This is a genomic window from Gordonia cholesterolivorans, from assembly GCF_039531975.1.
GTDB classification, from domain to species: Bacteria; Actinomycetota; Actinomycetes; order Mycobacteriales; family Mycobacteriaceae; genus Gordonia; species Gordonia sihwensis.
On the sequence record NZ_BAAARB010000011.1, the window covers coordinates 15,420 to 28,235 of the forward strand.

Sequence of the window (12,816 nt, forward strand, 5' to 3'; positions counted from 1 at the left end):
CTAGAGAATCACGGGGTCGGGTCAGGCACGCTGGCTGGAGACGGACACGATCTCACCGGTCATGTACGTGGTGTAGTCGCTCGCGAGCATCGCGATCACCGACGCGATCTCCCAGACCTCGGCGGCGCGGCCGTAGGCCTCCCGCGCGGCGAGTTCATCGAGGAGATCGTCGCTGGTGACCTTCGCCAGGAAGGGATGCTTGGCGATCGAGGGCGAGACCGCATTGACGCGGACTCCGTAGTCGGCGGCCTCGACGGCCGAACAGCGGGTGAGCGCCATCACGCCGGCCTTGGCCGCGGCGTAGTGGGCCTGACCGCGCTGCGCCCGCCAGCCGAGGACCGAGGCGTTGTTCACGATCACCCCGCCCCGAGGCGACCGGGACTGCGCCGCGTCGTTCTGCGCCGCGTTGCGGAAGTAGCGCAGTGCGGCGCGCGTGGCGCGGAACGTGCTGTTCAGCGTGATGTCGAGGACGCGGTCCCACTGCTCGTCGGTCATATCCGCGACGGGTGTCTCGCCGCCGAGGCCGGCGTTGTTGACCAGGACGTCGATGCGGCCGAGTTGCTCGGCGGCATCGGTGATCAGCGCATCCACCTGTCCGGTGCTCGAGACGTCGCAGACGAAGGAGGCCACCTGCTGCTCGGGGAACTCGGCCGACAGCTTCTCCACCGTCTCGCCGAGGCGGCGCTCATGGAAGTCGGAGACGAGGACGTCGGCGCCTTCGAGCAGGACCCGACGTGCGGTCGAGAATCCGATACCGGTGCCGGCGGCCGCGGTGACGATCACCTTTCTGCCCGTCAGCAGGCCGTGGCCGCCGACCTCCTCGGGCGCGGTCGCCAGCGGCGAGACGGGTCGGGTATCACTCATGCGCGTGCCTCTCGGGGAAGGCCGAGCACTCGCTCGGCGATGATGTTGCGCTGCACTTCGTTCGAGCCGCCGTAGATCGTGTCGGCACGGGTGAAGAGCAGAAGTCGTTGCCACTCGTCGAGTTCGACGTTCTCGGGGTCGGTGATGTCGTTCGCGCGACCCTCGGTGGTGGCGGGCGGACCGATCAACGAGGGCGCACCGACCACCGCGACCGCGAGCTCGCCGAGGTCGCGATGCCAGTTGCCCCAGAGCAGCTTGGTCACCGACGCCGCGCCGGCCTCCGACACGATGTCGCCGGCGAGCGTGCGCCGCGCATTGGCCTCCATCACGGTGAGGCCGACCTTGGCCCGGCGCAGCCGCTCGGCGACGGCCGGATCGTCGATCGACCCGTTGGCCCGGGCGACGGCGACGATGTCGTCGAGTTCCCTCCGGAAGCCGACCTGCTGACCCAGTGTGGAGACGCCGCGCTCGAACTGCAGCAGTCCCATCGCGACCTTCCATCCGTCGCCGGGTTCGCCGACGATCAGGTCGGCGCTGGTGCGCGCGTCGTCGAAGAACACCTCGTTGAACTCGGAGGTGCCGGTGATCTGCTGGATCGGCCGGATGGTGACGCCCGGTTGATCGAGCGGGACGAGCAGAAAGCTCAGTCCCCGGTGTCGCGTCGAGCCCTTCTCCGTGCGGGCGATCACGAACGCCCACTGCGACAGATGCGCCAGCGAGGTCCAGATCTTCTGGCCGTTGACCACCCACTCGCCGGACGCGTCGTCGAGAACCGCGGTGGTCGCGACCCCGGCGAGGTCGCTGCCCGCGCCCGGTTCCGAGTAGCCCTGCGCCCACAGTTCGGTCACGTCGACGATGCCGGGCAGGAAGCGCGCCTGCTGGGCCGGTGTGCCGTACTCGATGAGCGTCGGGCCGAGGAGTTCCTCGCCGAGATGGTTCACCCGCGCCGGAGCGTTGGCTCGCGCATACTCCTGGTGGAAGATGATGCGCTGCTCGATGGTCGCGCCGCGGCCGCCGTGGCGCACCGGCCAGCCGAGGCACGTCCAGCCCGCCGCTGCGAGATGGCGATCCCACTCCAGCCGCTCGGCGAAGAACTCGTGTTCGCTTCCGGGGCCGCCGCGACCGCGGAGCTCGGCGAAGTCGCCGACGAGATTGGCTTCGAGCCAGTCCCGAACCGCCGCCGCGAAGACTTCCGCGGCGTTCGGCGTCGCCGCTGCCCATTCGCCCAGATCGACGCTGCGATCGGCGAGATTGATCGTCGTCATGACCGCTAGCTTAACCTACCAAGCATTTGCTAGGTTTTGGATATGCTCCCGAATCCGCTCACCACTCCCGCCGCCCTGCATCGCGCCGAGAGGCAGTGGCCCGACGGCGTCGCGATCGTCGACGACCAGTGGGGCGAGCGCGTCTCGCTGACCTGGCCGCAGTTCGCCGACCGCGTCCGGCGGTTCGCGGCGGGCCTCATCGGGCTCGGCGTCGAACACGGCGACCGGGTCGCGGTATGGGCGCCCAACAGTCACCACTGGCCGATCGCCGCGCTCGGAATTCAGTACGCCGGCGCCGTTCTGGTCCCGCTGAACACTCGCTACACCACAAGCGAGGCCGGTGACATCATCGACCGTTCCGGCGCGAGCGTCGTCGTCGTCTCCGGTGAGTTCGCCGGCATCGACCGCCTCGGCGAAGTGCTGTCGTCGTCGATCCCCGAAGGTCGTACCGTGATCTCGATCCCGCTCGGCGACGCTGCCGAGAGTCCGGGCGCGGTGCCGTGGGAGTCGCTGCTGGAGTCCGCGACCGACGACCTCGTCCGGCAGGCCCGGGCAAGGGCCGAGGCGGTGCGGGAGGACGACCTCTCCGACATCCTGTTCACCTCCGGAACCACCGGGGCCCCGAAGGGCGTGATGGCCGAGCACCGCCAGACGCTGCACGGATCACATGCCTGGGGCGACAACGGCGGCCTCCGCGACACCGACCGCTACCTGATGGTGAACCCGTACTTCCACACCTTCGGCTACAAGGCGGGGATTCTGCCGTCGATCCTGTTCGGCGCCACGATGTTCCCCCTGGCCGTCTACTCGCCGAGCGCCTCCATGGAGTCAGTCGCACGCGAGCGGATCACGGTGTTCCCCGGCGCCCCGACCATCTTCCAGACGATTCTCGACGACCCGGCCCGTGCGGACTTCGACCTCTCGAGCCTGCGGCTCATCGTGACCGGTGCGACCATCGTTCCCGTGGTCCTGGTGGAGCGACTGCAGTCCGACCTCGGCGTCGACACCGTCATCACCGCGTACGGCCAGACCGAGACGAGCGGATTCATCACCACCTGCCGCCCGGACGACGACGCGCAGACCGTCGCCGAGACCTGCGGCCGCGCCTTCTCGGGCATGGAGGTGACACTGTCGGAGCAGGGCGAGGTGCTCACCCGCGGACTCATGGTGATGCGCGGCTACCTCGACAACCCCGAGGCCACGGCGGAGACCATCGACGCCGACGGCTGGCTGCACACCGGCGACATCGGCACCCTCGACGACCGCGGCAATCTCACCATCACCGACCGCCTCAAGGACATGTACATCTGCGGCGGTTTCAACGTGTACCCCGCGGAGGTTGAACAACTGCTCTCACGGTTCCCCGACGTCACCGAGGCCGCCGTCATCGGGGTCCCCGACGAGCGCCTCGGCGAGGTCGGCAAGGCCTTCCTGACCGTCCGCCCCGGAGCGTCGGTCGAGCCCGAGGCGGTGATCGCCTTCGCTCGCGACCACCTCGCGAACTTCAAGGTCCCGCGCGTCATCGAGATCGTCGACGCATTCCCTCGCAACGCCGCGGGCAAGATCCTCAAGCGCGAGATGCACTGACTGCTCGCAGCGCGGCCGGTCAGCCGCGCTGCGAGCGCGAGAACTCCGTCTCGCACATCGAGACGCCGAAGTCGTGCATCCCGACGACGGCGACGCCCATCGCGATCAGTGTCACCACACCGACGATCACCCACGTCCGCGTGCGCTGCGACAGCGAGACCGCAGCCAGGGACCCCACCACGACGACGGCGAGATAGGCCGTCCACGCGATCCACGCCCCGCGCGCCGCGGCATCGGTATGCGAATCCTGCAGAGCCGGCAGACAGCGATCGACCCCGTCGTCCATCAGGATCAGGCCACCCACCGACGCGATGGCTCCGACCACTGATCCGAACAACGCGGCGATACCGGTCCGAATCCAGACATTCTGCACATGACAACTGTGCCACATCCAAAACCGGTCAACCGGTACGTTTCCATCTTCGGCGAGTGATCACCCCTCGCGGCGCAGGACGAAGCGCTGGATCTTTCCGCTCGGCGTCTTGGGGAGCGCGTCGACGAAGTGCACCGTCCGCGGATACGCGTGCTTGGAGTACTCGTCGCGGACCAGGTTCTTGAGCTCGGTCGCGAGAGCGTCGCCCGCGGCGTAGCCCTCCGAGAGCACGACGAAGGCCTCGACCACTTCACCGCGGATCCCCTCCGGATCCGGCCGGCCCACCACCGCGACCTCGTTCACCGCGGGATGGCCCGCGAGGACGCTCTCGACGTCGAACGGGCCGATCCGGTAACCGGCGGCCAGGATCACGTCGACGTCGCGCGACGTGAAAGAGAAGTAGCCCTCGTCGTCGACCTTGCCGGTGTCGGCGGTCAGGTACCACTTGCCGTCGGCGGTGAAGCGTTCGGCGGTCTTCTCGGGAGCCGCGTCGTAGCCGGAGAACCACAGCAGCGGGCTGGCCTGCACGTCGAGCGCGATCTGCCCTTCGGCGATGCCGCCGGTGAAGCCCGGCATCGCCTGCCCCATCGAGCCCGGCTTGAGCGGCTCGGCCAGTTCCGGATGCCAGTGGTTGCCGATCACCATGCCGAGCTCGGTCTGCCCGTAGTGGTCGCGCACCTCGCAGCCGAGGTTCTCGACTCCCCACGACACGATGTCGGGCGTCAGCGGCTCCCCCGCCGACGACGCCCGTCGCAGGACGATCCCGTCGAGGTCGGCACTCGCACGCATCGCGCGATAGATGGTCGGCGCCGCCGCGAAGTTGGTGACGCCGAACTCGCGGATGACGGCGACGGTCGACTCAGGGGTGAAGCCCTGGTTCAGCAGCAGGCTCGTCCGGCCCGCCACCATGGGCGCCAGCAGTGCGTAGTAGAGGCCGTACGCCCACCCCGGATCGGCGGCGTTCCAGAACACATCGTCGGCGTTCACGTCGAGCGAGTAGTGCAGATACGTCTGGAACGCCGCGAGGCTGAAGAGCGGAACCGGGACACCCTTGGGCTTGCCCGTGGTGCCGGAGGTGTACAACTGCGCCAGCGTGGCCTCGCCGCCGATGGCGACCGACTCGGCCAACGGCTCGGCCGAGACCGATTCGGCGACCAGCTCGTCGACGTCGAGGACCGTCACCGCATCGATCGGATCCACCTTGTCGCGCTGCGAGGCGTCCGTGATCACGAACTGGGCGCCCGAGCCCTCGGTCCGCAGTTCGATGGCCCCGGTCGCGAAGGCGGTGAACAGCGGCACGTGCACTGCGCCGAGCCGCCACAGCCCGAGCAGCGTCACCACCAGCGCACGACGTTTGCCGAGCAGCACCGGCACCCGATCCCCGCGCCGCACGCCCCGCCCGGCCAGCACGGTCGCCATCGCGCGAGACTCGTGGGCGAGCTGGGCCCAGGTCATCGACTCGAAGGTCAGGTCCGGCTCGACGAGCGTGAACGCGACACCCTCCGGATCGTGCCTGTCGCAGAGCAAGTGCGCCGCACTCGCGTCCGGCGCCCGGTACTCCTCGAGCCAGGCCCGGGTCTGCTGCTCTGCATTCATACGACTCTCCACTCGTGTCGACGGCATGATCTGGGACAATCATTCTTGTGACCCGTGACACCGACAACCCTCCGAAGAGGGGTGCGCCCCACGACGAGCTGGCTCGGCAGCTCCGGCGCCCGCTCGAGCGGCTCCGCCGGCACACCGGCGCCAGTCTCGCCTTCGCCGGCCGCGTGGTGCCCGACGCCGCCTCGGGCGACGGGCACGCCGTCGAGCTCAGCTACTTCGACGGCGACGTGGTCGGTCCGCTCCGGGGAGTCCAGCTCGACTACGGTCACGGTCTCGGCGGACGGGTCCTGACGAGGCGCCGGGCCACCGCGGTGCACGACTACGTCCAGTCGCCGCTGATCACGCACACCTATGACGCGATCATCCGCGCCGGACAGCTGTATTCGATGGTCGCCGCACCGATCATCGTGGGCCGCAAGCACATCGGAGTCCTGTATGCGGCGCGTCGGAGCCGGCACGATCAGCTCGACGCCACACTCGACGTCGTCACCGACGAGGCCCGCGCCGTCGAGCAACAACTCACCGTGGCCGAGGTGCTCGGGGCGATCCGCACGGACGACGAGGAGCGTGAGCTGACCGCGTGGCGGAGCCGCGTGCAGGCCTCGTACACCGAACTGCGTACCCTCGCGGCCGACATCGACGACGCCTCGGTGCGCGCGCGGATGCTGGAGATCGCCGCGCAGTTGGCGGGCGAGGCGCCCGCAGAGGAACTGCCCGTCCGTCTCACCGCCCGCGAACAGGACGTGCTCAGTCTCCTCGGCGCGGGGCTCACCAATCCGGCGATCGCCGCGCGGCTCGGCATCGGACTGCACACAGTCAAGGGTCACGTGAAGTCGCTGCTGGTGAAGCTCGACGCGAACTCCCGCTTCGAAGCGGTCGTCAACGCCCGTCGAATCCGTCTCCTCCCCTGACTTCGCCGTGTGAGTGAAATCGCAGTTCACCGCGGCTGAGCGTCATTCGTACGACCGACCAGCGGGCTAACGGTTCGCCGATCCCTCGTGACATTCCGGGTAGCGGTCGACATACACCGACACACGCAGGACGACACCGCGGCCCGGCCGCTGCCGCTGCACCTGCGAGAGGAGTGGTCATGATGCGAAATCCCATTCGCAGCACGACACGGATCGCCGCGGCGGTCGCCATCGCCGCATCCGTAGCGGTCGGAGCCGGAGCGGTCAGCGCCGGTGAGGCCGCGGCCGACGGCTTCCCGAACGGACCGTACTGCAACGGCCCGGCGAAGGTGCTCGCGGAATCGGCATGGTCGCAGGTCGCGATCTGCCCGGTTCAGGGACCCACCGGCTGGGAGTACAGCGGGAAGGGCAAGGTCACCGGGAACACCATCGACCTGTGGGGAGCCACCCAGAACGGCTACGGCTTCCACGCCTACAACAACGGCTACACCTACCACGTGCACCGCGACCGGTTGCTGATCACCGGCCCGAACGGAGGTGTGGTCTCCAACGAACCGTGGATCAGCTACATGGAGCGCTGACCGCGTGCGTCGGTCGCCGGCCGGTCGGGACGCGATCCCGGCGGCCGGTGACTGCCGCTACTGAATCGGCTTGACGAGCGGGAACAGCACCGTCTCGCGGATTCCGAGGCCGGTCAACGCCATCAGCAGCCGGTCGATGCCCATGCCGGTGCCCGCGGTGGGCGGCATGCCGTGCTCCATCGCGGCCAGGAACTCCTCGTCGAGGACCATGGCCTCATCGTCGCCGGCCGCGGCCAGCCGCGCCTGGTCGACGAAGCGTTCACGCTGAATCACCGGGTCGACGAGTTCGGAGTAGCCGGTCGCCAGCTCGAAGCCGCGCACGTACAGGTCCCACTTCTCGACCACGCCGGGAACCGTGCGGTGCGAGCGCACCAGCGGCGAGGTCTCCACCGGGAAGTCGCGGACGAAGACCGGCTCGTCGAGCTGAGAGCCCACCAGGTGCTCCCAGAGCTCCTCCACCAGCTTGCCGTGTCCGTAGCCCTTGTCCTTCGGGACCTCGAGCCCGACCCGGTCGGCGATAGCCAGCAGCTCCTCGACGGAGGTCTGGGCGGGGACGATCTCCTCGCCGAGGGCCTCCGACAGCGACGGGTACATCGACAGCGAGGTCCACTCGCCGGAGAGGTCGTACGTGCTGCCGTCGGGCATGGTCGGCGTCAGGGTGCCGAGCGCACCCATCGCCACCGACTGGACGAGTTCGCGGGTCATCACGGCGGCGTCGTCGTAGGTGCCGTAGGCCTGGTAGGTCTCCAGCATCGCGAACTCCGGCGAATGCGTGGAATCGGCGCCCTCGTTGCGGAAGTTGCGGTTCACCTCGAAGACGCGTTCGATGCCGCCGACCACGCAGCGCTTGAGGAACAGTTCCGGCGCGATACGCAGGTACAGATCCATGTCGAAGGCGTTGGAGTGGGTCACGAAGGGGCGTGCCGCCGCTCCGCCGTGCAGCGTCTGCAGCATCGGCGTCTCGACCTCGAGGAAGCCGCGGTCGGTCAGGAACTTGCGGAGCTGCGCCATCACCTCGATCCGGGTGCGCGCGATGGCCCGCGCCTCGGGACGGACGATGAGGTCGACGTACCGCTGGCGGACGCGCGACTCCTCGTTCATCTCCTTGTGCGCCACCGGCAGCGGTCGGAGCGCCTTCGACGCCATCTCCCACGAGTCGGCCATGATCGACAGTTCGCCGGTGCGGGAACTGATCACCTCGCCGTGGACGAAGACGATGTCGCCGAGGTCGGTGTCGGCTTTCCACCGCGCGAGCGACTCCTCGCCGACGCCGTTGAAGCTCACCATCGCCTGCAACTGCGTGCCGTCGCCCTCCTGCAGGGTCGCGAAACAGAGCTTGCCCTTGTTGCGGAGGAAGATGATGCGGCCGGCGACGCCCACCTCGACCCCTGTCTCGGTGCCGGCTTCCAAATCCGGGTACTCCGCACGGATCTCGGCGAGGCTGTGCGTGCGCGCGACGGCGACCGGATACGCCTGCCGCCCCTCGTCGAGGATGCGCTCACGCTTCTCCTGACGGACCCGCACCTGCTCGGGGGTCTGGTCGGCGGCTGCGGTCTTGGTGGTCGGCGCGCTGGAAACCTGGTCACTCACGCACCCAAGGTTAAGCGGCCCACCAGGGGCAAGACCAATCAGCGGGTCATTACGGCGTATCGAACAGTCCGAGCACGTCAGCGCCGACGGAACCGTTGATCCCGCGCTCGCGCAGCGCGGCGTGCCCGCCGACCACGAACCGTGCGCCGAGGACGCCGCGCGCCTGCAGATGCCATGCCAGCATCTCGGCGTCGTATCCGTCGTCGCTCACCAGCACCCACCGCGCGTCGACGGTGGCCGTGCGCAGGCGATCGGGCGAGTCCGGGGAGAGCAGATCGAGGGCGTCGTCCACGTCGAGCGCCATCGCGCCCACGAGTGCGCCGGCGGCCGATCGTGCGACGGCGCTGCGAAGGTCGACGGCCACGGCGCCGTCGGCGAGCGTCGCGAGGTACTCCTCGGCCTGCAGGGACAGCGGAGCGTCGGTGTACGAGGTGGTGACGGGTGCAGAGAATGCGAGAGTCATGGAGAGGTGATCCTGTGATCGAACGAGCGGGGGTTGGCGAAATCGGCCGACCGCGTAAGCGCGGTGTCAGCCTCGACAACACTCCTGACAGCTCTTGATCACGACGACGAGTTTGCCACAGCTTCGCGCCGTTGACCAGACTCGGCGCAGTCGTGAGTTAAATTCGCTGCCTGCGCTTATGCCGTATTGCGTTACCCGAATCGGGTAATGGAATACGGCACAGGCTCACTCGAGCCGATGCCGGCCGCGGTGCGGCAGGGGCGGTCGACCGTCTGCCCCCCATCCGAGCCGGATGGTCCGCTTACGGCCATAGGCGATCGCGTCCAGGTCGCGCTCGAGGTCGCTGTCACGAGCGCGCGCGGTGTCGTGGTGTGCTCGGCCGTCGAGTTCCACGATCAACCGCCAGTCCGGATACTCGACGTCGCGGAACCCGCGTCGTCCGACGCCGGTCGGCGTCTGCCGCACCGACGCCGGCAGTCCGTGGGCCCGTTCCACATCGCGTAGATAGCAGTGTTCGAGCACCGAGCACGTGCCGTCGCGGACGTCGAAGAGCACACGCTCGAGGAAATCCCGCCTGCTCGTCCGCTGCCTGCTCGCCAGCGCCGCGAGGAGCCGGTCCGCCGTCGTCGCACGGGCCTGGACGGCTCCGGAGAGGCACGCGACGGCGTCGAAGTCGGTCCGCGCCCGGCCGGCCACATCGAGTACCGCGTGCTCGGGCCGCACACGCGGCGGGTGCGTGTGCATCAGCGCCCGCTCCGCCAGGTGACGGCTGTAGTGGACCACCACGCCCGGCCGACTCGACAGCCGTCGTCGGGCATCCACGACGACATGGATCGGACCCGAGGCGGTCGACGACGAGGCGGCGAGAATCGCCGACTCGTGACTCAGTGCCGCAGGCATCGCCCACAGCACCGCGATCCATTGGCGTTGCCGCTCAGTCGGCGGTCCGGTGTGCGTCACGTAGACACCGGGGCATGCGGCGACCCAGTCCCAGCTCCGCAAGCGTTGCCTGACGAACGCGGACGTCAGTTCGCACTCGAGGACCTGTCGTCGCGCGACCACACCCTCCTGATTCGCCAGCAGATGTGTGAGCGCCACCCGTGGTCGATCCCCCGATTCCCCCATCCGTCGAGTGTGAGCCGGGCCCGGTCGCCACGGACGACGTTCGGGTCGCCTGTGGACAACGGGCGACCCGAAAGCCATGTGCCGTACGCCGTTACCCGATTCGGGTCAGGAAGTACGGCGTAAGGCGAACGCCCGGTCAACTACTTCTGACACGAATTCGTCGCAGACGCATAATCCGAGTGTGCTCCGCATTACAGTGTCTGCCATGCCGTCGAACCGCTTGTCCCGCCGCCAGTTCCTGCGTGCGAGCGCAGCGACCGCCGGAGCCGTCGCCGCGGGCAGTGTCCTGGCCGGACACGTCCACGCCGACCCCGCCTCCGCCGCGAACACCGCGGGTACCACCCTCGCGCAGGTCGCGGCTCCGGGGCGGGCTCGCAAGGGCGGCTACCGGCAGCTGGTCGCGGGCAAAGGCTGGCCGCTGTTCATCCGGCAGGAGCTGGCGGCTGCCAAGCCCGGACGCGAGACGGCCCGGAGCGCCCTCGCCTCGTTCGTCCAGCTCACCGACATCCACATCGCCGACGTGCAGAGCCCCGCGCGGTTCGAGTACGTCCATCCCGTGCAGGCCCCGGCCTTCCGCCCGCACGAGGCGCTCGGCACACAGGGCGCCGTCGCGCTGGTGAAGCGCATCAACGCTCTGGCGCGCGGGCCGTTCACCGGAAGGTCGTTCGACTGCGTCGTCTCCACCGGCGACAACACCGACAACCACGAGATCGTGGAGCTCGGTTGGTTCCAGCACATCCTGTCGGGCGGTTCCATCACCCCGAACACGGGGGCGAAGAACCGATTCGAAGGACTGCAGGCGCTGGGGTCGTCGCTCTACTACCGTCCCGAACTCGACTCGTGGGACATCTACAAGGACCGCGGCTTCATCCAGATCCCCGGCCTGCTTCACGCCGCGATCAAGACGCACTCCAGCCCAGGCCTCGACATGCCGTGGTACGCGGTGTTCGGCAACCACGACGATCAGCTGCTCGGCACCGTGCCGAACAACATCGTCGACTGGCTGTACCACTCGAACGTCAAGTACGACCTCCCCGACACCGATCCCACGGCGGCCGCCATCGGCAGGGCGCTGAGCACCGACCCGGCGGCGCTCGGTCCGCTGCTCGCGAAACTGCGCACCACCGGCCCCGTGATCCCGGTGACGGCCGACGCCGGCCGACGGCCGTTCTCGCCGCGGGAATTCATCCGCAGGCACTTCGACCCCGCGATCAAGGGCGCGGGTCCGCTCGGGCACGGTTTCGCCGATCCCGACGGGCCGTCCTGGTACCGATTCGACATCTCCGAGAACGTCCTCGGACTCGCACTCAACACGACGAACAGTCTCGGCATCGCCGACGGGTCGATCAGCCAGAAGCAGCTCGACTGGATGAACCGCACCATCGCCGCCAACCGCGACAAGCTCGTGATGGTGTTCAGCCATCACACATCCAAGACGATGACCGCGAAGCTGCCCAACCCGGAGACTCCCGGCGAACAGCAGTACGGCGGCGACCACCTCGTCGCGCAGCTCCACCGGCACACCAACGTGATCGCGTGGGTGAACGGCCATACGCACCGGAACGAGATGATCGCCCACCGCGGCGCCACGCCGAAGAACAGCTTCTGGGAGATCAACACCGCCAGCCACATCGACTACCCGCAGCTGGCCCGGATCATCGAGGTCGCCGACAATCGCGACGGCACACTCAGCATCTTCACACCGCTGATCGAAGCCGACAGCCGCTACACCGCCGACCCGTCCGACCTGTCACCTGCGGGGCTGGCCAGCCTCTACCGCGAACTGTCGTACAACGACATCCACCGCGACGACGCGCTGCTCGGCGCCCCGAACGACCGCAACTGCGAGCTCTTGCTGCCGAACCCGCTGCACTGAGCCGGAGAACCCGAACACCTTCTCCGAGATCGCTAAGCCCAGAGGTCTTGAGCCCGCGACACCGCAGGCTCGCCGCCGACCTCGGAGAATGCCGTGAGTGCGCGGACCAGTTCATGCCGCTGCTCCGCGGTGAGACGGCTGATGACCTGCTCGATCTCGGCACGTCGGCGATCAGTGACCTCCCGCACCGTCGCCGCCCCGTGAGAGGTCAGCGTGACGATGAGTTCGCGCCGCGTCTGTTCGCTCGGAGTCCGTTCGACCAGCCCGGCGTGAGAGAGCCGATCGATCATCCGCGATGCGGTCGACGGCTGGACCGCAAGTCTGTGCGCCAGCGATGAGAGGTTCATCGGGCCACTGTTCGACAGCAGCACCAAGACGCGGAACTGGGCGATGGTGATCGAATCATCCACTTGAGCAATAGATTTCGCCGATAGCGAGACCAGAAGACGCGAGGCGGTCAATACGGCGTCGGCCACGTCGTCGACGCTGATCGAATGTCCGTCCGCGGGGCGTCCTGCTGCTGCCGTCACAAGAGAAAACTACCCTACCCATCGATTAGCCGATGCAACTGTTGCA

The 12,816-nt window shown here is 68.3% G+C and carries 12 protein-coding genes; 4 read left to right on the plus strand and 8 right to left on the minus strand.

Going from position 1 to position 12,816, the window contains the following annotated elements:
• Positions 1 to 21: 21 nt before the first annotated feature.
• The gene (locus ABFX36_RS11245; RefSeq protein ID WP_346076356.1) at positions 22 to 864 is read right to left on the minus strand and encodes an SDR family oxidoreductase; all 843 of its coding nucleotides are present in this window, start codon (positions 862 to 864) and stop codon (positions 22 to 24) included.
• Positions 861 to 2,129 carry an acyl-CoA dehydrogenase family protein gene (locus tag ABFX36_RS11250; protein WP_222111779.1) on the minus strand — a complete coding sequence of 423 codons (1,269 nt, stop codon included), beginning with the start codon at positions 2,127 to 2,129 and terminating at the stop codon, positions 861 to 863. The genes ABFX36_RS11245 and ABFX36_RS11250 overlap by 4 nt, the downstream gene beginning before the upstream one ends.
• Positions 2,130 to 2,171: 42 nt before the next feature.
• Here ABFX36_RS11250 and ABFX36_RS11255 point away from each other — a divergent pair, with 42 nt between their 5' ends.
• Positions 2,172 to 3,716, plus strand: a complete 1,545-nt coding sequence (locus tag ABFX36_RS11255) for a FadD3 family acyl-CoA ligase (protein ID WP_346076359.1) — start codon at positions 2,172 to 2,174, stop codon at positions 3,714 to 3,716.
• A 19-nt stretch (positions 3,717 to 3,735) separates the two neighbouring features.
• Here ABFX36_RS11255 and ABFX36_RS11260 read toward each other — a convergent pair whose 3' ends face one another.
• Entirely contained in the window at positions 3,736 to 4,089 is a 354-nt protein-coding gene (locus tag ABFX36_RS11260) for a hypothetical protein (RefSeq protein ID WP_308128729.1), read from the minus strand.
• 60 nt (positions 4,090 to 4,149) lie between these two features.
• Positions 4,150 to 5,685 (minus strand): AMP-binding protein, encoded by a 1,536-nt coding sequence (locus ABFX36_RS11265; RefSeq protein ID WP_346076361.1) that lies wholly within the window; start codon positions 5,683 to 5,685, stop codon positions 4,150 to 4,152.
• Positions 5,686 to 5,732: 47 nt separating this feature from the next.
• On the opposite strand from ABFX36_RS11265, the gene ABFX36_RS11270 reads away from it, so the two are divergent.
• Both ABFX36_RS11270 and ABFX36_RS11275 read left to right on the plus strand, forming a co-directional pair.
• Positions 5,733 to 6,605: a LuxR C-terminal-related transcriptional regulator gene (locus ABFX36_RS11270; RefSeq protein ID WP_346076363.1), complete on the plus strand. Its 873-nt coding sequence runs from the start codon at positions 5,733 to 5,735 to the stop codon at positions 6,603 to 6,605.
• 179 nt (positions 6,606 to 6,784) lie between these two features.
• Entirely contained in the window at positions 6,785 to 7,186 is a 402-nt protein-coding gene (locus ABFX36_RS11275) for a hypothetical protein (RefSeq protein WP_006896197.1), read from the plus strand.
• 57 nt (positions 7,187 to 7,243) lie between these two features.
• On the opposite strand, the gene lysS is transcribed toward ABFX36_RS11275, so the two are convergent.
• The 3 genes from lysS to ABFX36_RS11290 form a co-directional block, all read right to left on the minus strand.
• Positions 7,244 to 8,776 carry a lysine--tRNA ligase gene (lysS, locus tag ABFX36_RS11280; protein WP_006896196.1) on the minus strand — a complete coding sequence of 511 codons (1,533 nt, stop codon included), beginning with the start codon at positions 8,774 to 8,776 and terminating at the stop codon, positions 7,244 to 7,246.
• Between the two features lie 49 nt (positions 8,777 to 8,825).
• A complete protein-coding gene (locus ABFX36_RS11285) occupies positions 8,826 to 9,239 on the minus strand; it encodes a hypothetical protein (protein ID WP_006896195.1) in 414 nt (137 codons plus the stop codon).
• Positions 9,240 to 9,464: 225 nt separating this feature from the next.
• Positions 9,465 to 10,364 carry a hypothetical protein gene (locus ABFX36_RS11290; protein ID WP_157225323.1) on the minus strand — a complete coding sequence of 300 codons (900 nt, stop codon included), beginning with the start codon at positions 10,362 to 10,364 and terminating at the stop codon, positions 9,465 to 9,467.
• A 205-nt stretch (positions 10,365 to 10,569) separates the two neighbouring features.
• Here ABFX36_RS11290 and ABFX36_RS11295 point away from each other — a divergent pair, with 205 nt between their 5' ends.
• A complete protein-coding gene (locus ABFX36_RS11295) occupies positions 10,570 to 12,240 on the plus strand; it encodes a TIGR03767 family metallophosphoesterase (RefSeq protein WP_006896193.1) in 1,671 nt (556 codons plus the stop codon).
• Positions 12,241 to 12,272: 32 nt separating this feature from the next.
• Here ABFX36_RS11295 and ABFX36_RS11300 read toward each other — a convergent pair whose 3' ends face one another.
• Positions 12,273 to 12,770 carry a MarR family transcriptional regulator gene (locus ABFX36_RS11300; protein ID WP_006896191.1) on the minus strand — a complete coding sequence of 166 codons (498 nt, stop codon included), beginning with the start codon at positions 12,768 to 12,770 and terminating at the stop codon, positions 12,273 to 12,275.
• Positions 12,771 to 12,816: the final 46 nt, after the last annotated feature.